Genomic DNA, 17,741 nt, shown 5'->3' with positions numbered 1-17,741 from the left:
GTGGAGGGGGCCGCGGGCAGGCGGCGGGTTCTCAGAACTTGCCCATGTGGCGGGCCGTGCGGTGGCCCAGCCGATCGGTGAGTTCGGCGACGAACTCGTCCGAGAGCGGCGGCCATCCCCAGAACTCGAAGGTCAGCGCTCCGAGCGCGTACTCGTCGGGCCACTGCCAGTCGGTGACCGGTGAGGCGGCGCCGCAGGTGCCGCACGTGGCGAGCGTGGCCTCGCCGGCGCCGGTCGCCTCCCAGGCCTCGACGGCGGCGCGGAACGGTGCCCAGACGGTCTCGTCGGGCTCGAAGGAGGCGGGGTAGTCGATGAAGGTGGTGCGCGTGGCGCAGTGCGGGCAGACCGCGTACTCCGCGTCGTCCTCGCCCTGGCCGCCCACGTGGTGGTGGCGGCCGGTGACGACGGCGAGCGGGCCCGGTTCCCAGCCGTCGTGCACGACGGCCTCGGCCCAGCGGGGGCCGGGCAGGTGGCCCTCGTCCGCGTAGAGGCTGTACATGCGGTCGGCGTCGGTCTCGCGGGTCACGACGCCCTCGGCGACGAGCCAGTCGATCGCCCGTGCCGCCGCCTCGCCCGCCTCCTCCTGTGTGACCTCCAGGTCGACGACCCGCTCGAAGTAGTCCCCCAAGGCCCCTGGCTCCTCTCGTGCCCGCCGGGCCGGTCCCGTACCGGACCCGGCGGGTTCCCACTGTGCCATCCGGCACTGACAGCCGGACAGCCGGTCAGCCGGTCAGTCGGTCAGCCGGTCGGCGGTCACTCCACCGGCCAGGTGTGGGCCGGGGCGTTGAGGTGCATGAAGTCGATGTACTGGAGGGTCATGCGGCGCAGGGCCGCGGGCCGGTCCAGGTGGGCGATGTCGTGGAGGTGGTGGAAGGTCTCCGACTGCCACACGGCTCCGTTGCGGGCGCTGACGCAGCGCTGTTCGACGATGCCGAGGAGCGGTTCGCGCCAGCCGGCGTCCAGGCCGAGCGTCTCCAGGCCCCGGTGGGCGAGCGGGAGGAGTCGGCGCAGGACCAGTTCGGTCGCGGGCACCTGGCCGGTTCCGGGCCAGAAGAGTTCGGCGTCGATGCCGCGGCGGGCCGCCGCGTGGAGGTTCTCCTCGGCGGCGGCGAAGGACATCCGGGACCAGACGGGCCGGTCCTCGTCGACGAGGGCGCGGACGAGGCCGTAGTAGAAGGCGCCGTTCGACATCACGTCGGCGACCGTCGGTCCGGCGGGCGGCACGCGGTTCTCGACGCGGAGGTGCGGGACGCCGTCGACGACCGCGTAGACAGGGCGGTTCCAGCGGTAGATCGTGCCGTTGTGGAGGGTGAGTTCGGCGAGGTGGGGGATCTCGCCGCGGTCGAGGGTCTTCTCGGGGTCCTCGTCGTCGCACAGCGGCAGGAGTGCCGGGAAGTAGCGGGTGTTCTCCTCGAAGAGGTCGAAGACGCTCGTGATCCAGCGTTCGCCGAACCACACCCGGGGTCTGACTCCCTGGACTCGGATCTCGTCCGGCCTGGTGTCGGTGGCCTGCTCGAACAGCGGGATCCGGGTCTCGCTCCACAGTTCCTTGCCGAACAGGAAGGGCGAGTTCGCGGCGAGTGCGACCTGGACGCCGGCGACGGCCTGGGCGGCGTTCCAGTGGGCGGCGAACTCCTCGGGTGCGACCTGGAGGTGGAACTGGGTGCTGGTGCAGGCCGCTTCCGGCGTGATGCTGTCCGCGTAGGTGCGGAGCCGTTCCACGCCGTCGACCTCGATGAGGAGGTCCTCTCCCCGTGCGGCGAAGATCTGGTCGTTGAGGAGGTGGTAGCGCGGGTTCTCGGACAGGGCGTCGCGGTTCACGTCCTCCCGTTCGAGGGTCGGGAGGGTACCGATCATGACCAGGTGCGCGCCGATGGCGGCGGCCCTGGCCTCGGCGTGGTTCAGGGCGTCGCGGATCTCGCTTTCCCAGGTGTCGGGGCCGCCCGCGGTGAGCCGGCGGGGCGGGATGTTGATCTCCAGGTTGAACCGGCCGAGCTCGCTCGACCAGGCGGGATCCGCGATGGCCTCGAGCACCTCCGCGCTGCGCATGGCGGGCCGGGCCGTCTCGTCGACGAGGTTGAGTTCGATCTCCAGGCCCACGCGTGGCCGCTCGGTGTCGAAGCGTGACTCCCGCAGCAGCCGGGCGAAGACGTCGAGGCAGGCGTGCGTCCTGTCGCGGAACCGGCGACGGTCGTCACGGGTGAACGTCAGCGCCGGGACGTCACGTCCCATGGATCCTCCAGGGCTCGCGTCGGAGGGACTCTCGTCGGAGCGGATCCTTCTCCCTTCAGCGTGCCACCCTCGCGCCGCCCGCGCCCGGGCGGGCCCGCGCGTGCGCCCCCCTGACGGGGCAGGCAGGGGCCCGCCTGTAGGGGCCGGACTGCCACAATGGCGGCGACCAGGGAACATGAACGGCGATGAGGGGGGAGCACGCATGGTCGTGCTGATCTTGAGCGGTGTCCTCGTGCTGGCGCTCGCGGGGTGCGTCTGCGTGGTCTGGGCCGCGCGCGGCGGCCCGCGCTGGGTGCGGGCGGTGGCCGCGGTGACGCTGGGCGCGGGCGAACTCGTACGGGGCGCGCGGCGCGCGAGCCGCACGTCGAACCCGAACAGGCTGGGTGACGGCGGACGGGACGGCGGCGGTGAGTGAGACCGCGGGGGCCGGTGAGACGGCTGCGCCGCGGCCCGGGGAGCGCGACACGCCGGATCATCGCTTCCTCGGCATACCGGAGCTGACGGACGTGCCCCGGGTGGCCGTCGTCGTCGACGTGATGCGCGCGTTCACCGTGGCCGCGTGGGCCTTCGCGCGGGGCGCGGAGCGCATCGTGCTCGCCGCGTCGGCGGACGAGGCGCTGGCCTTGAAGGCGGACCGGCCGGGCTGGCTGGCGCTGAAGGACGGCGCGCCGGCGGAGGGCTTCGACGCCGTGAACTCGCCGGGGCACATCGGTGCGGCGGATCTGTCCGGCCGCACGGTGGTGCAGAAAACAACGGCGGGAACCGTCGGCGCGCTCGCGGTCGCCGACGCGGATCTGGTGCTGTGCGCGGGCTTCGTGGTGGCGGGGGCGACGGCCGCGGCGCTGCGGAGCGTGACCGGCCCGGTGACCTTCGTCGTCACCGGTGAGGACGGCCTGGCCGACGAGGACCGGGCCTGTGCCGAGTACATCGCCGAGCGGCGTCGCAGGGGGCCGGGTGTCGACGCGGAGCCGTACGTGCGGCGGGCACGGGAGTCCCGCGCGGCGCACGAGCTGGCCACGGGCGTGCGGGGCGACCACCGGGCGGTGCACGAGCGGGACGTCGACCTCTGTCTGGAGGTCGACCGCTTCGGGTTCGCGATGGTGGCACGGCGCGAGGGACCGCTGATGGTGCTCCGGCCGGTCACGGACGCCGACGCGTAGGACCGGTCGCCACGGAGTTACGGAGTGTCGGGGCGCCCTCGAGACACCCCCTAGGACGCTCGCTCGTCTCGTCGGGCGTCGCCCGGTTCGCGGACCGGGCGGCGCAGGAGGTACGCGGCCGCGGGGACGATCAGGGTGAGCATGCAGGCGATGAAGACGAGGCCCGCTCCTTCCAGGCCGAGCGGGTCGGCGAGGAGGCCGACGCCGATGACCGGGATGGAGATTCCGGTGTAGGCGACGACGAAGAGCGTGGAGATCACCGCCGCCCGGCGGTCGGCCGGTGCCGCCTGGGCGACGGCGGACAGGGCGGCGCGGAAGGCGAGGCCCTGACCGGTGCCGCCGACGAGGGCCGCGAGGACGACGAGGGCCAGCTGGTCGGTGTACAGCGCCGCGGCCAGGAGGACCAGGCCGGTGAAGAGGACGGCGCAGCCGAGCGGCAGGGAGCGGGCGACGCCGACGCGGCCGACGGCGAGTTGTCCCGCGGTGGAGGCGAAGAAGGCGATCGCCACGACGAGACCGCTCACGGCGTGGTTGTCCACGTGGAGGTAGCGGGCGAGGAACGCCGGGCTGACCGACGTGAACACCCCGAACAGGGCGAAGCCCACGAACGCGGCGATCGACGCGGGCACGAACACGGCCCGCACCTGCGGCGGCAGGGCGGGGCGCTGCGGTCGTACGGTCGAGAGGGGCCGGCGGTCGGTGACGGTTTCCGGGAGCTTCAGCAGGACGAGGACGGAGGCGGCGACCAGGGCGAGGTGGACGGCGAAGGGCAGGAGGAGCGGTTCGGGCGCGTACTCGGCGAGCAGCCCGGCGAGCAGCGGCCCGCAGCCGAGTCCGCCCATGTTGGCGGCGGTGGCCACGAGCGTCGCGCGGGAGGCGCCGCCGGGCGGGGCCAGTTCCATGACGTACGCGGTGGCGGCGCCGGTGAACAGGCCAGCCGACAGGCCCGACAGGAGCCGTCCGGCGTACAGCCAGGTCAGGCCGTCGGCCGACAGGAAGCACACGGCGCTCGCCGCCGCGAAGCCGAGGCCGCACAGCAGGGCCGGGCGTCTGCCGACGGTGTCGGAGGCGTTGCCGGCGAGGAGCAGCACGCCGATGACGCCGAAGGCGTACACCGCGTAGACGACGGTGACGGTCAGTTCGGAGAAGCCGTATTCCTGCTGGTAGAGCGGGTAGAGCGGGGTCGGCAGCGTGGTGCCCGCCATGCAGACGACGAACACCGCGCCGGCGAGCAGGCACCGCAGCCATCCCTGACGATCACGCCCGCCGCCCGTGTCCTGGTCGCCGCCGCCGTCTCCGTGATCGCGCATGGCGCCGACCGTAACCCCGTCGCCCGGGCGGGAGCGGTCGGCGCACCGGGGTGGCGGTCGGCTCCCCCGGTCGGCCGTTCAGGCGGTACGGGCGTGCAGCTCCTGGGCGGTGAGGAGGTACAGCTCGGCGTCGAGCCAGAGCCGTACGGTCGCCTCGGGGCCCTCGGCCGTCAGGGCCGCCGGTATCGCGCGCAGGTGCGCGGCGGCGGTGGTGAGGCCGATGCGGGCCAGGCCGGCCGCCGCGTCGTCGAGGGCCGTGCGGGCGCCTTCGGGCAGCCGGCGCAGGCCGTGGACGGTCGCGGCGGACAGGGCGGTGAGGCCGGATTCCAGGGCGGCGGTGACCGGGTCGCCCGGTACGGGGTGGGAGGTCGGGGCGAGGCGTGACGCGGGGGCCGGGGGCGCGAGGTCGGGGACGAGCACGCCGTCGCCGGTGAGTGCCGCGATCGGGTCGAGCACGAGGCCGTCGCCCGCGGCGCGGACCGCGCAGCTGAGGTGGCGCGGGACGCCGTGCTCGCCGCGCAGGGCGGCGGCGAGCAGGTCGAGTCCGCCGGGCGCGTACGGGTTGTGGGGCGCGGCCACCGTGGCCGGTGTGCCGTGGGCGTCGCGGACCGTCGCGGTGAGCTGCTGGCGGGCCGGGTCGTAGCCGATGTCCTCGACCGCGTGGATCTCGACCACGCGGACCGTGTCGGCCTCGATACGGGGGCGGAGGAAGCGGGGCGGCAGCTCGCGCAGTGCCGCGGCGTGGGCGGCGAAGTCCCGTACGAGCAGCGGCTCGGGGAGCTCGGCCCAGGACGCGCCGACCGGGGTGACGCTCGTGGCGGCGAGTCTGCCGCCGCCGATGGTGACGGTGCGTCCCGGTGTGCGGGAGGCGCTCTCGCTGACCAGGTTGCCGGTGGCGACGGCGCGCAGGGTGGTGCCCAGGAGGCGGCGTGCGGCCAGGTCGTGTCCGGCCGGCTCCTGGCCTTCGGCCAGGGCCCAACGGCGGCGCAGCACCAGGGCGATGCCGGCTCCGCCGTGGGCGAGGAACACCTCCGCCGTGCGGTCGGCCGGTGTGCCGGAGACGCGGCAGCCGAGGGCGGTGAGCCGGATGCGGCGCAGCGGGGTGTCGCCCCGCTCTCCGGTGCCGAGGACCTGGGCCTCGGCGAGTCCTCCGCCGCCGGCCCGGGTCCGGGCGTCGAGCTCGGCGAGCAGCGCGGCCAGCTCCTCGGCGCGGAAGCGGGCGCCGCGCTCGGCGTACTGCCCGACCTGGACGGCCATGTCCGTGAGGACGCCCGCGGGCCAGTGCAGGGCGGCCGCGGACAGCTCGTCGCGGATCCGGCCGAGGGTGGCGGTGAGGACGGGGCCGGTGTGCGCGGCGCCGTCAAGGAGCAGTTCGGCCGCGAGGGAGCCGGCCGAGGCCAGGGCGGCGCCGCGGGCCGCCGTGACCGTACGGCCGCCGACGTCGACCTGGTGCGGCGGGGCGCCGGGGCTCGCCTCGAGCGCGGCGCGGAACGCCCACACGGCGAGCGCGACCGACTCGCCACGCAGGGCGTCGGCGGCGTCCGTGACGGCATGGGCAACGCCGTCCCGTACCGGGAAGCGGACGGTGCAGGTGGGGAGTTCGGCGACGGCGGCGGGGTCGTCGGGCGTGGGGTGGCGCAGGCGTGCGGTGTAGCCGCGGGCCAGGGTTCGGCGGGCGGTGGCCATGGCGCGGGCGCCTATGGCGGCGGTCAGGGTCTCGTCGTCGGTGGCGCCCGGGGACCACGGCTGCCATGGCTGCGGTGGTGTGTCCGGTTCGGTGCCGTCGGCGTCGCCTTCACCGGCGCCGTCGCCGGTCCGCGGAGGGAGGGTGTGGGCTCTCTGGTGGGCGAGGACGAGGCCGAGGAGATGGCGGCAGACGCCGGGCGCGCCGCAGCTGCACACGCCCTGGTCGAGTCCCGCGGCGGGGGCGAGGGAGACGGTGGTGCCGTCGGGGAAGGCGCCGGTGAGGGCGCCCTCGGGGCCGGTGGTGACGGTGGCGCCCGCGCCGGCGTCGAGGTCTTTGGCGGCGCGCTTGACGAGTCCGCGGTTGGTGAGCGCGGCGAGGGTGGTGGTGTCCAGGGCGAGGAGGTCGGTTCGGGTCATCGGCCGAGCCTCTCCGCGACGAACTCGGCCAGCTGACCGGGTGTCATGGCTCCGACGTGCGCGCCCGCGTCGGCGAGGCGCTGGGCGGTCTGCCGGTCGTAGGCGGGCCGGGCCTCCTCGTCGAGGGCGGCGAGTCCGAGCACGGTGGTGCCCTGTTCGACGAGCGCGCGGACGCCGCGCACCAGCCGGTAGGCGTCGCCGCCCTCGTAGAAGTCGGTGACGAGCGCGACGATGGCGCGGCGCGGGTTGTCGACGAGCCCGGTGCCGTACGCGACGGCGCGGGCGATGTCCGTGCCACCGCCGAGCTGTACCCGCATGAGGAGCTCGACGGGGTCGGTGACGTCGCTGGTCAGGTCGACCACGGAGGTGTCGAAGGCGACCAGGTGGGTCTTCAGTCCGGGCAGTCCCCACAGGCTCGCGGCCGTCACGGCGGAGTGGATGACGGAGTCGACCATGGAGCCGGACTGGTCGACGAGGAGGATCAGCTGCCACTGCTCCAGGTGCCGGCGGGTGCGGGAGTGGAAGCGGGGCCGCTGGATGAGCAGCCGGCGCTCCTCGGGCAGGTAGTGGGCGAGGTTGGCTCGGACGGTGCCGTGGAAGTCGAAGTCGCGGGCGAGGGCGAGACGGCTGGGGCGGCGCGAGCGGGTGCCGGTGAAGGAGCGGCGCACCTCGGGCGTGAGCCGCTCCATGAGGCGCCGCACCACGGTCTCGACGATGCGGCGGGCGAGGCGCAGCACCTCGGGGTTCATCAGGTGCTTGGTGCGCAGGACCGCCTTGAGGAGCGCCTGGTCGGGTTCCACGCGTTCGAGGACGGCCGGGTCGGTGACGATCTCGTGGATCTCGTAGCGCTCGACGGCGTCCCGTTCGAGGCGTTCCACGGTCTCGCAGGGGAAGAGGCGGTGGATGTCGTCGAGCCAGTCCACGGGCGTCACGGCGGAGGCGCCGTCGCCGCCCTCGCGGCCGGTGCCGCGCACTCCTCGACGGGCCTGCTCGGCGTCTCGGCCGTAGAGCCAGTCGAGGGCCGCGTCCCGGGCGGCGGCGGTGGCGCCGAGGGGCCCGGTGTGGCGCTCGGCGGGAGCGCCGAGGATGAGCCGCCACCGCTCGAGGCCTTCGTCGGCGGCCGGGATGGCGTTCCGAGGCGTCATCGGCCGGCTCCGAGGCCGAAGCGGTCGAGGGTGCGTGACACGTGGTCCTCCAGTTCCCGTGCGCGTGCGATCAGCAGCGGGTCGGCGGTGGTGCGGAGAAGGGCGCGGGAGGAGCCGCGCAGCCCGCGGCGTTCGATCAGGCCGGCGGCGATCTGCTCGCGTTCCGCGGGCGGGAAGTAGGCGAAGGCGTCCCGGAGGGAGGGCAGGGCGACGAGGAAGTCGGTGTCGGTCATGGCGGCCACGAGCTCGTCGAGGGCCGCGACGAGCGGCCCGCGCCGCCCCGGCGTCGCGCCGAGCTCTTCGCGGGCGACGGCGAAGAGACCGGCGAGCCAGTCGCCGAGGACGCGCGGCTCGCTGACGGCCCGTACGGCGACGGCGGGTTCGGCGTGTTCCGGCGCCTGCCGCCGGGTGACCGTGTCGTCGCCGGTGCCGGCGTCGGTGCCCCGGCCGGCGGTGTGCTGTGCCGTGTCCAGGACGCGGCACAGTCCGAAGGCCGCGCCCCGCAGGTCCGGGGGCGCCAGGGGGTCGCGGCTGACGCGCCGGAACACGTCGACGGCGGCCTCGCGCGGCACGGTGAGGAGGGTGTCGGCGTGGAGGTAGGCGTCGCGGACCGCGGCGAGGGCGCGCAGCCGCTCGCGGTCGGGGCCGGTCGAGGCCGTCGCGCCGCCGGTGCCTTCGACGAGCCAGAGCACGCGGGACACGGCGGTGTCGACGACGGCGCCCAGCAGCGGGGCGCGGGCCACGCCGTAGACGCGGTCGTGTCGCCAGAGGCCGAGCGCGGTGGCGAGGGCCGTGCCCAGCGGGCCCGGCCGGGCGGCCCCGGCGAGGCCCGACCGCAGCCGGGCGATCAGGGGCCCGGCCAGCTCGGTCGCGCCGCACGCCACCGCGTCGAACAGGACCTCGGCCAGGCGTCCGCAGTCGGTTCCGGCGGCCGTGGCGTGGTCGCCGAGGGCCACGACGGCCGCCTCGTCGAGCCGGGCACCGAAGCCGCCGGCCTCGATCAGCGCGGCCTCGCGGCCCGCCGGCGGACGGGGTTCCCAGCGTTCCTCGACGACCGGATCGGTGCCGTGTGACGGCCCGGAGACCCGCTCGTGTCCGGGGACGCCGAGCACGCGCAGCCGGTGCAGGACGCGGCTGCGCTCGCGCCCTGACGGTTCGGTCAGGCGGACCGTCACGGGCCGGCCGGTGTCGAGCCCGAGGGCGGCGAGCCGGGCCGTCACGTCGTGGACGAGCGGCGGGACGGGGGTGTCCGGGTGGAGTCCGCCGACCCGGTCGCCTCCGCACGCCGCCACCATCTCCACCACGACCGGGTGCGATCCGGGCCGCAGCGGGCCGCGCCGGGTCCAGGGCAGCGGCTCGTCGAGGGCCTCCGTGACCAGCGCTCCGGCGAGCGCGTCGAGCAGGTCGAGGCGGGCGGGGCCGGGGTGTCCGCGCAGGGCCGCGAGCGCGAGCGCCGAGGTTCGTGCGGCGACGAGGGAGGCCGTCGACACGGGATGGCCGCGGGCCCGCAGGCGGCCGACGACCGACCGCACGAGCCGGTCGCCGGCCGCCTCCCGGCCGTCCTCCCACAGCCATTGGTGGTACGCGGGCGAGGGCATGCCCGACTCGTAGCCGGCGAACGCGTCGAGCTGCCGGAAGGAGTAGGGCACGAGGAAGCTGCCCGTGACGGCGTCCTCGGGCGCGGCGGGCACCTCGGGCCAGGTCCGGTCGTGTCCCTCGGTGTCCGGGCCGTCGGTGGGCGGTCGTTCGGCGAGGCGGCGGATCGCGGGGCGGTGGAACCCGCCGGTGACCACCAGGACCGGCCGGTCGCCGGCGGCGGCGCGGGCCGCGCGGACCCACGAGGCCATGTACTCCTCGCGGGCCCGGTCCGGCGCGTCGGCCTCGGTGTCGCCGCGGACGACGTCGAAGTACGTCTCCAGGCGGGCCGTCAGGTCGGCGGCGTCCGGGTCGGCCTCGACCATCCGGTCCCACAGGGCGTCCACCGAGTCCACGCCGAAGCGGCGGCAGAGCCGGGCGGTGGCGTCGGCGTAGCGCGCCTCGGCGTCCGCGTACCGGTTGGCGCGGCCCTCGAACGCGGGGTGCCAGGCGGGCAGGTCGATGAACCGGACCTCGGCCCCGGCGGCCCGGCCCCGCGTGAGGGCGATCCACTCGGGCGAGTAGTCGCACAGCGGGGTCCAGGAGGTCGCGGCCCGCTCCGCGTCGCGGTAGTGGCTGAAGACGGCGACGGGCAGCTCGTGGCCGAGCAGCAGCTCGTCGAGGCGCCCGTTGAGGTCGGACGGGCCCTCCACGAGCACGTGCGCGGGCCGCAGTTCCTCGATGGCGCGGGCGACGAGGCGGGCGCAGGCGGGTGAGTGGTGGCGCACGCCGAGGTACGTGACGGTCATCAGCCCGCCAGCAGGTGCCGGGCCGCGTGCAGCGCCTTCCACTGGGCGCCGCGCCGCCCGGCGACCCGCTGCTCCAGGTACCGGCGCAGCCGGGCCAGGTCCTCGGGGCTGTCCTTGGCGGCCGTGCCCGCGAGGCAGGTGACGACGTCGGCCGCGTCGCCGGGCTCGCCGCGCAGGAACCAGCCGCGGACGCCGACCGCGTGGGCGACGGAGACCGCCTCGGCGGTGCTCATGACGGCCGAGAGCCGGTCGGTGCCGCCGCCGTCGTGGGCGGCGCCGGAGCGCAGTTCGCGGAAGGTGGTGACGAGGACTTCGAGGACCTCCCGGTCGGGTGCCACGGTGACGCCCGAGCGGCGCAGCAGGGCGCTGGCCTCCGCTTCGACGAGGGCGATCTCGGTGTCGAGGTCGGTGATGGGGAAGACGGTCTCGAAGTTGAAGCGGCGCTTGAGGGCGGCGCTCATCTCGTTGACGCCGCGGTCGCGGGTGTTGGCGGTGGCGATCACGTTGAACCCCTGCCGGGCGAAGACCATGCCCTGCGGGCCCTCCAGCTCGGGTACGGCGACGACTCGTTCGGAGAGCAGGGAGAGCAGGGAGTCCTGCACTTCGAGCGGGCAGCGGGTGATCTCCTCGAAGCGGACGAGGCGCCCTTCCGCCATGCCCTTGAGCATGGGGGCGGGCACGAGCGAGCGTTCGGAGGGGCCTTCGGACACGAGGAGGGCATAGTTCCACGAGTACTTGATGTGGTCCTCGGTGGTGGCGGCGCCGCCCTGGACGACCAGCGTGGAGTCGCCGGACACGGCCGCCGCCACGAGTTCGGACAGCAGGGACTTGGCGGTGCCGGGTTCGCCGACGAGCATGAGTCCGCGGTTGGTCGCCAGGGTGACCAGGGCACGCTCGACGAGCGCGGTGTCGCCGACGAACTTCCGGCTGATGCCCGCTTCGTGGTCGCCGATGACGAACCGGCGGGCGGCGCGCAGGCTCAGCTGCCAGCCCGGCGGGCGCGGGTCGGTGTCGGCGGCGCGCAGGGCGGCCAGCTCCTCGGCGTGGCGGACCTCGGCGGGCGGGCGCTGCAGCCGCTGCTCCTGCTCGGGGAGGGTGGTCATGAGGTCAGCTCCGTGAGGTCGGCGAGGATTTCGGAGACGGTCACCGGGTCGAGGTCGGCGAAGCGCAGCGGGTAGGCGCGGGAGACCCAGTGGTCGCGGGGCTGCTTGTCGAGCCAGACGGTGTCCAGCTTCTGGTCGGGGAAGTCGCCGACGAGGCCGACGGCGATGCCCGGGTCCAGCTCGATGACGAGATGGCGCTCGGGGCCGAGCCGGCGGGAGAACCAGCGCTCGGTGCCGGCGTCCTGGGGTTCGCCCCGCTCCCAGCCGCGCTTCTGCAGGCCGAGGAGCTTGCCGACGGGGACGGTGACGCCTTCGAACCGGGTGAGCCGGGCGCCCGCGGCCTCCTCCTCGGTCGCCCTGTGCACGGGCCGGCCCAGCTGCGGGAACGGCTGGACGATCTCGTAGTCGGCGAACAGCTCGGCCCAGCCGTCGAGTTCGTCCGTGAGGTGCAGCGGGTGCGGCAGGGTGACGGTGGCCGAGTCCGCGACGGTCACGGTCTCGTCGTCCACGTCCGCGTAGGTCCGGTCCTCGGCGATGCGGAAGGCGAGGCCGCGGCCCTCGTGCTCGGCATGCCAGACCAGCCGGCGCGCGAGGTGCCACACCAGCGGGTGCTCGACGAAGAGCTGCCGGAACTCCGCTCCGGTCCAGGAGCGGCCCTCGACCATCGCCGACTCCAGACGCCGCACCTGGTCGGCGGCGACGGACCGGACGTCCTTCTTGAGGGTCATGAACCGCTTGCGCTCGGCGGTGGCGCGTTCCGTCTCGTCGCGCACGCCCGGCTTGGGCAGGTCCTTGAGGCGGCTGCCGTCCTCGGCACGGACGTAGGGCTTGAGCTGCTCGTCGAAGCCGACGGTGAAGCGTCGGGTGCCGTAGTCCACGACGGTGCTGCCGTCGGGGTCCAGGCCGAGGTCGGGCACCAGCCGGTCGGCGAGCTGCTCGCCGGTCAGGCCGAGTTCGGCCGCGACGTCGGCGATCTTCTCCTGGGCGCGCTGCTTGAGGGCCTTGAACTTCACCCGCTGGGAGACGCCGTGGAGGTGTACGAGGGCCGTGTCGGTGCCGATCGCGGCGAGCACGTCGAGTCCGTCGACGGCGCGCTGGTGGGCTCCTTCGCCGGGCCAGGCGCGGATGAGGGGGGTCAGCGCGCGCACGGTGTCGTCGTCGCCGAACCAGCCGAGCGCGTGCAGTGCCCAGGCCTCCTTGGGCGGCATGCCGACGATGCGCCACTCCTCGAACAGCGCCCAGGCGAACTCGGCGAGTGACGCGGGTGTGCACAGTTCGCGCACCCGGGCGACGCCGGGGTAGGGCGCGCCGGGCTTGGAGACGGCGAGCATGGTCAGGACGTGACCGACGGCCTGGGCGGGGAGGGCGGCGCCGCCGTCCCGCAGGCGCGGCCGGGGCAGCACCCGCGGCTCGGCCCAGGCGACGGGCTTCGGCATCCGGGCGGGCAGGGCGGTCACGAGCGGGTCCGAGGCGAGCAGGGTCTCGACCGCCGCGGCGGCCTCCTCGCCGTACTCCTTGGCCGCGGTGCGCACGCTGTCCGCTCCGTGAGTGGCGGCGACGGCCCGCAGCGCGCCTTCGGCGGCCGTCCTGGCAGGTCCCGGGGCGCCGACCGCGTCGGGCACGAGCAGCCGGGCGGCGTCCGCGCCGTGCCGGGCGAGCCAGCCGCGTGCGGTGCGCCCGGCCGTCTTGAGGCGGTGCAGCCAGTCCGCCATCAGCCGGGCCACCCGGGTGTCGAGGAAGGGCAGCAGGATCGGGGCCAGGTGGGTGGGCTCACGGGTCGCCATGCGGAGCGCGGCCGGCAGGGCGGCCAGCTCGTGGGCGGCGATCATCGGCTTGAAGGCGTTCGCCCCGTCGTACGAGTGGTCCAGGCCGTTCCAGTCGGCGAGCAGGGGCCGGACGGCCTCGGCGGGGCCGTGGGTGAACACGCCGACGGCTTGCCAGTGCGGGAGGGTTCCCTTCTGAAGCGCTTCGACGAGCTTCTCCATGGGCTGGTACGGCTGCCAGCCGCTGACCCAGGACTCGGCGCGGGCCCAGTCGGCCCGTTCCTCGGGCAGCCAGTCGATGCGGGAGACGGCCGGAGGGACGAGCCCTTCGACCACCTTCGGCTTCACGGTGGTGCGCTTCACGGTCCACGGCGGGCTGGTGAGCAGCGCGGGCAGGGCATCCAGGGGTGCTTCGTCGGCCGGGTCCGGTTCCTCGGTGAGCGGCCGTACGGTCTCGGCGACGTCCGCGGGGAGTTCCGCGAGGACGTCGAGCACGAGCTGCTGGTGGGCGGCCACGTGTGCGGCGAGCATCCGGCGGGCCGTGGCCGCGTTCGTGCCGGCGCCCTTCGCCGTCGTGGCGAGCAGCCGGAGCGCGCGGACGGGGAAGCGGCGGGCCGCTGCGGCGACCGCGGCCCGTACGTGCTTGTCGTCGAGCCGGTCGAGGAGGGCCTGGAAGGCCTCGTCGACGGGGAGTTCGGCGAGCGCTCCGGCCATCGCCTTGGTGTCCTCGGCGTCGATGTACGACCGGTTGAGCTCGGCCGCGATCAGCGGGGCCGTCACCGGGCCCACGCCGTCGGCGACGGTGGCCACGGTCGCGGCGGTCCAGCCGCGCCATCCGATGTCGACGCGTCCTCCGTAGGCCGCGATGTGGGAAGCGGAGCCCACCGAGCAGAGCAGCAGGTCCCGTACCCACAGGTGGGGGTGTTCGCGGACGGCCGTGTCGGCCAGGCACTCCTCGACCCAGTGGTGTTCGGTGGGGACGAGGTAGCTGACCGAGGCCTTGCGGCGGGGGCTGGTGCGGTGGTCGGCGAGGGCGGTGACGGCGGCGGCGTAGGTGTCGTCGTCCGTGACGGCGAGCAGGGCGCGGACGCGGTCGAGGGTGAGGTAGCCGATGGCGCGCTGCCACTGGTTCTCGTGCTCCGGCGCGATGCCGACGCCGAAGGCGGTGGTCAGGTTCTGCCGTTGCTTCCACTGCCGACGGCACTCGAGGAGTTCGACGGCGGCGCAGGCGGCGAACGGCAGGCCGTGGGCGTCGGCCCAGGCGTCGGCGAGCGCGCCGCGGTCCACCTCGTGCGGGTACAGGGAGGCGATCACGGCGGCTCCCCTGGGGTCGGGCCGGCCGGTCTCGTGGGCGCGGGCGGCGTCGACGAGGCCGGCGTCGCTCTCGGCGGCGTCGAGCGCGCGGTCGACGGTCGCGGTGAACTGCGTGCGCCACCGCTTCAGGCGGGCGGCGCCCCGCTCCTCGACCGGGCGGACCGTGACGGGGGTCCCGCCGCGCCGCGGGCGGAGGTTCCGCTTCCATGCGGCGGGCAGCGTGAACGTGTCCTCGTCGGGCCGTGCGAGCGGGGCCGCGACGTCGGTCCCGGCGGGCGTCGGGGCGGGCCCGCCGCCCGTGGCGGCGGGCGTGCCGGTGGCATCGCCGACGGCGGCGTATCCCTTGCGCTCCTTCTCGCCGATGGTCCTGACCAGGTAGGACTCGGCGGCGTCGGCGCTCTCGAACTCCTTGACCCGGGTCTGGCCCGCCGTGCCGACACGCCCGAAGCGCACCGTCACCGACACGCCGTCGACACCGGCCTCCCAGAACTTCGCCGAGCCGTCACCGGCATGCTCCCAACGCCGCACGGGCCCTCCCCTTGTGTACGAGATCAACTGCTCGCACACTAACCAGCGGCACTGACAACGCCGCTGCCGACCGCCGGAAGCGGGCACCGGACCGCAGCGGGCACCGGGCGCCGGGCGTCGCGTCGCGACACGGAATACCCGCCCGCACACCGGTGTTGACGGTGGGCAAGGAGGTCGAGATGGCGCTTGAAGGTGTGTACGAGCCGAGCCCGGCGACGTGGGTGCGGAACCAGGTGGAGCTGTACGAGTCGTCAGGCGGTACCAAGGGCACGACGATGCGGGGACTGCCGGTCGTCCTGGTCACCAGCGTCGGGGCGAAGAGCGGGAAGATCCGCAAGACGCCCCTGATGCGGGTGGAGCACGAGGGGGCGTACGCGCTGGTCGCGTCGAACGGCGGTGCCGTGAAGCATCCCGTCTGGTACCACAACCTGCTCGCCGCTCCGCTGGTGGAGCTGCGGGACGGACCGAAGGTGTGGGACATGAGGGCCCGGCTCGTGTCGGGCGAGGAGCGGCGGGTGTGGTGGGAGCGGGCGGTGGCGGCGTTCCCCGACTACGCCGACTACCAGCGCAGGACCGAGCGCGAGATCCCGCTCTTCGTCGCGGAGCCCGTGGGCTGACGAACTCGCGCTCCCTGCGCATGCCCTACGACGGCTTGACGGAGGACCAGGCGGTGACGGTCACCTTGTCGTCGCAGAAGGCGAAGACGCCGTCGTCCATGGCGATCTGGTGCTTCCCGGCACCGAGCACCCCGATGACCATCGTCGGGTAGGTGGCCGGGGTCGCGCCGGATTCGCAGTAGCCGTCCGCCTCGCCCTGGACCTGGACGAACGTGAGCTTCGTCCACGCGCGGGCGCCGGGGGCCAGCAGGACGTTGGTGGCGGCCGGGCCGGTGTGGGTGGTGGGCAGCGGCTTGTTCTTGTCCGGTGAGCCGTTGCCCGCCGCCGCGACCGTCGGGTAGCCGTACACCTTGCAGGCGGACGCCGAGGTGTTGGTGACGGAGACGACGGCGGCTCCGGTCCCCGTGCCCGGCGGGCGGACGTCGGCCTGGTGCGCCTCGGAGACCTTGATGTCGCCGATCGCGCACGGCTTCTGCGCCCCGGCGCCGGTGCCGCCGGAGGAGGAACCGCCGGAGGAACCGCCGGAGGACGAACCGCCCGACGACGTACCGCCGGTGGAGCCCCCGCCCGAGGAGGACGTGCCGCCCGTGGAGCCTCTGCTCTCGCCGCCGCTGGTCGTTCCGCCCTTGTCGCCGCCCGTGGGCGTGGGCTCGGCCGTGGCAGAGGCCGTGGGCGGCGCCGACGGGTCGCCGGCCGCGCCTTCGTCGCCGGTCGGCGTACAGCCCGTCATCAGAGCCGCGGCCGCCAGGGCCGTCGCCAGCGCCGCCGCGGTCCGGCCGATGCCTGCTGTGTACTTCATGTGGTGCTCCCCGAGGTTCGACGACCGGTTCCGTACCGGCACTCGCATGCAGGTACACGGCACGCTGACCGGGCGGGTTCCCTCCGCACACCGCTGTGGCGGTTCCGTGACGCGCCCATGACGAAAGGCGATCATCGTCCGCCGGAAGGACCCTGGTCGAGCGGCCGGCCGGGGGCCACGGAGGCGCTCGAGCGGGCGTAGCCGTCGTCGTCGGTGCGGGTGACCGTGCCGTTGGCGATGTGGCCCGCGAGGCCGAGCAGCAGGAAGAGCCAGACCAGGACCTTCGCCGGCGTGCCCAGGAGGAGCGGGCGCGTCGCCGAGTGCGGCTGCTGGGCCGCGGGGGCGGGCTCGTCGCCGAAGATGCCCTTCGGGTAGACGGGCGTCAGCATCATCACGTACGCGCTGAACCGCATCCGGAAGCGCACGACGGCCGCCGTCGCGGCGAACACCGGTTCGGGCAGCCGTCCGAGGACGATGCCGATCAGCCAGAACACCCAGCTGACGGCGAGCCAGCCGGACTGCGCGAGGCTGCTCACGATCGCCGCCGGGATCATCAGGATCAGCCGGAACAGCACCGCGAGCCGGTTGAGCGGGGTGCGGCGCAGTTCGATGCGTACCGGATAGTCCGGGGCGTCGAAGGCGAACGGCGGATACCGGTCGACGAGCAGGCTCGAGCTCGCGTTGACGCGCGTCTGGTAGGCGAGGATGTCGCCGAGGACGGTCGCGATCGGGTCGGGCAGCCGGCCGAGGACCAGCGCGGCGAACCAGCCGGCGATCGTCACGAAGAAGGCGACGATCGACAGCAGCACGACCGCGATGAACTGCGGCAGGAGCAGCAGCCACCGCAGGAACACCGTCCAGCGTCGCTGCCGCCCGGGAGCGGGCACGTCCATGACCGGGCGGAACTCTCCCGCCTCGTCGTCCGCCACGGGACGCGGTTCCCAACCTGTGGCCATGGCAGCCTCCGTATCCTGCGGGCTTCGTCCCGTGGTGTGGTCGCGCCTCGGCGTACCCGGCGTGCCGCACGTGCCTCGCGTACCTGGGCGCGCCTCGGCGTACGAGGTCATCTCGATCCTGGCGCGGGAGGCCGGGCATCGCACCGCCACGGGGGCCAGGTGGGGAACCGCCGTCGCCCGAGCGCGGGAGGGACCGCCCTTCGCCCCGCCGGAGAGGGGGCACCTTAGCAGCGCGGGGGCCGCCACCGGGCGGAGTTCGACTACTCTCCACACTCGCGCGACTTCGTGCGGTAGTCATGGGGCCAGGGAGGGAACACCTTGGTCTTC

Annotated in this window: 13 protein-coding genes; 3 read left to right on the top strand and 10 right to left on the bottom strand. The window is 74.6% G+C overall.

Annotation, left to right across the window (positions count from 1 at the left end; genetic code table 11):
* Nucleotides 1-31: 31 nt before the first annotated feature.
* On the bottom strand, nucleotides 32-628 hold the full coding sequence (locus ACFWJO_RS05950; protein ID WP_386863589.1) for a hypothetical protein: 597 nt from the start codon (nucleotides 626-628) through the stop codon (nucleotides 32-34).
* 125 nt (nucleotides 629-753) lie between these two features.
* Nucleotides 754-2,232, bottom strand: a complete 1,479-nt coding sequence (locus ACFWJO_RS05945; protein ID WP_386863588.1) for a glutamate-cysteine ligase family protein — start codon at nucleotides 2,230-2,232, stop codon at nucleotides 754-756.
* 202 nt (nucleotides 2,233-2,434) lie between these two features.
* On the opposite strand from ACFWJO_RS05945, the gene ACFWJO_RS05940 reads away from it, so the two are divergent.
* Nucleotides 2,435-2,647 carry a hypothetical protein gene (locus ACFWJO_RS05940; protein ID WP_386863587.1) on the top strand — a complete coding sequence of 71 codons (213 nt, stop codon included), beginning with the start codon at nucleotides 2,435-2,437 and terminating at the stop codon, nucleotides 2,645-2,647.
* Between the two features lie 73 nt (nucleotides 2,648-2,720).
* Nucleotides 2,721-3,392, top strand: coding sequence for a 2-phosphosulfolactate phosphatase (locus tag ACFWJO_RS05935; protein ID WP_386863743.1), 672 nt, complete (start codon nucleotides 2,721-2,723; stop codon nucleotides 3,390-3,392).
* A 50-nt stretch (nucleotides 3,393-3,442) separates the two neighbouring features.
* Here ACFWJO_RS05935 and ACFWJO_RS05930 read toward each other — a convergent pair whose 3' ends face one another.
* The 6 genes from ACFWJO_RS05930 to ACFWJO_RS05905 all read right to left on the bottom strand — a co-directional run bounded on the left by ACFWJO_RS05930 (nucleotide 3,443) and on the right by ACFWJO_RS05905 (nucleotide 15,042).
* Nucleotides 3,443-4,702 carry an MFS transporter gene (locus ACFWJO_RS05930; protein WP_386863586.1) on the bottom strand — a complete coding sequence of 420 codons (1,260 nt, stop codon included), beginning with the start codon at nucleotides 4,700-4,702 and terminating at the stop codon, nucleotides 3,443-3,445.
* A 78-nt stretch (nucleotides 4,703-4,780) separates the two neighbouring features.
* A complete protein-coding gene (locus tag ACFWJO_RS05925; protein ID WP_386863585.1) occupies nucleotides 4,781-6,805 on the bottom strand; it encodes a hypothetical protein in 2,025 nt (674 codons plus the stop codon).
* The gene (locus ACFWJO_RS05920; RefSeq protein ID WP_386863584.1) at nucleotides 6,802-7,950 is read right to left on the bottom strand and encodes a VWA domain-containing protein; all 1,149 of its coding nucleotides are present in this window, start codon (nucleotides 7,948-7,950) and stop codon (nucleotides 6,802-6,804) included. The genes ACFWJO_RS05925 and ACFWJO_RS05920 overlap by 4 nt, the downstream gene beginning before the upstream one ends.
* Entirely contained in the window at nucleotides 7,947-10,334 is a 2,388-nt protein-coding gene (locus tag ACFWJO_RS05915) for a DUF5682 family protein (protein WP_386863583.1), read from the bottom strand. Before ACFWJO_RS05915 ends, ACFWJO_RS05920 begins: the two co-directional genes overlap by 4 nt.
* Nucleotides 10,334-11,437: an AAA family ATPase gene (locus ACFWJO_RS05910; RefSeq protein WP_386863582.1), complete on the bottom strand. Its 1,104-nt coding sequence runs from the start codon at nucleotides 11,435-11,437 to the stop codon at nucleotides 10,334-10,336. The genes ACFWJO_RS05915 and ACFWJO_RS05910 overlap by 1 nt, the downstream gene beginning before the upstream one ends.
* Nucleotides 11,434-15,042: a DUF4132 domain-containing protein gene (locus tag ACFWJO_RS05905; protein WP_386863581.1), complete on the bottom strand. Its 3,609-nt coding sequence runs from the start codon at nucleotides 15,040-15,042 to the stop codon at nucleotides 11,434-11,436. The genes ACFWJO_RS05910 and ACFWJO_RS05905 overlap by 4 nt, the downstream gene beginning before the upstream one ends.
* A gap of 179 nt (nucleotides 15,043-15,221) precedes the next feature.
* Here ACFWJO_RS05905 and ACFWJO_RS05900 point away from each other — a divergent pair, with 179 nt between their 5' ends.
* Nucleotides 15,222-15,659, top strand: a complete 438-nt coding sequence (locus ACFWJO_RS05900; RefSeq protein ID WP_386863580.1) for a nitroreductase family deazaflavin-dependent oxidoreductase — start codon at nucleotides 15,222-15,224, stop codon at nucleotides 15,657-15,659.
* A 25-nt stretch (nucleotides 15,660-15,684) separates the two neighbouring features.
* Here ACFWJO_RS05900 and ACFWJO_RS05895 read toward each other — a convergent pair whose 3' ends face one another.
* On the bottom strand, nucleotides 15,685-16,458 hold the full coding sequence (locus tag ACFWJO_RS05895; protein WP_386863579.1) for a DUF4232 domain-containing protein: 774 nt from the start codon (nucleotides 16,456-16,458) through the stop codon (nucleotides 15,685-15,687).
* A 131-nt stretch (nucleotides 16,459-16,589) separates the two neighbouring features.
* Nucleotides 16,590-17,414, bottom strand: coding sequence for a DUF4389 domain-containing protein (locus tag ACFWJO_RS05890; protein WP_386863578.1), 825 nt, complete (start codon nucleotides 17,412-17,414; stop codon nucleotides 16,590-16,592).
* Between the last annotated feature and the right edge of the window lie 327 nt (nucleotides 17,415-17,741).

The sequence above is a fragment of the Streptomyces sp. NPDC127092 genome, from assembly GCF_042722475.1.
Classification (GTDB): Bacteria; Actinomycetota; Actinomycetes; order Streptomycetales; family Streptomycetaceae; genus Streptomyces.
Note: the sequence above shows the minus strand (reverse complement) of the source record. Positions and strands in the feature narration are given on the sequence as shown.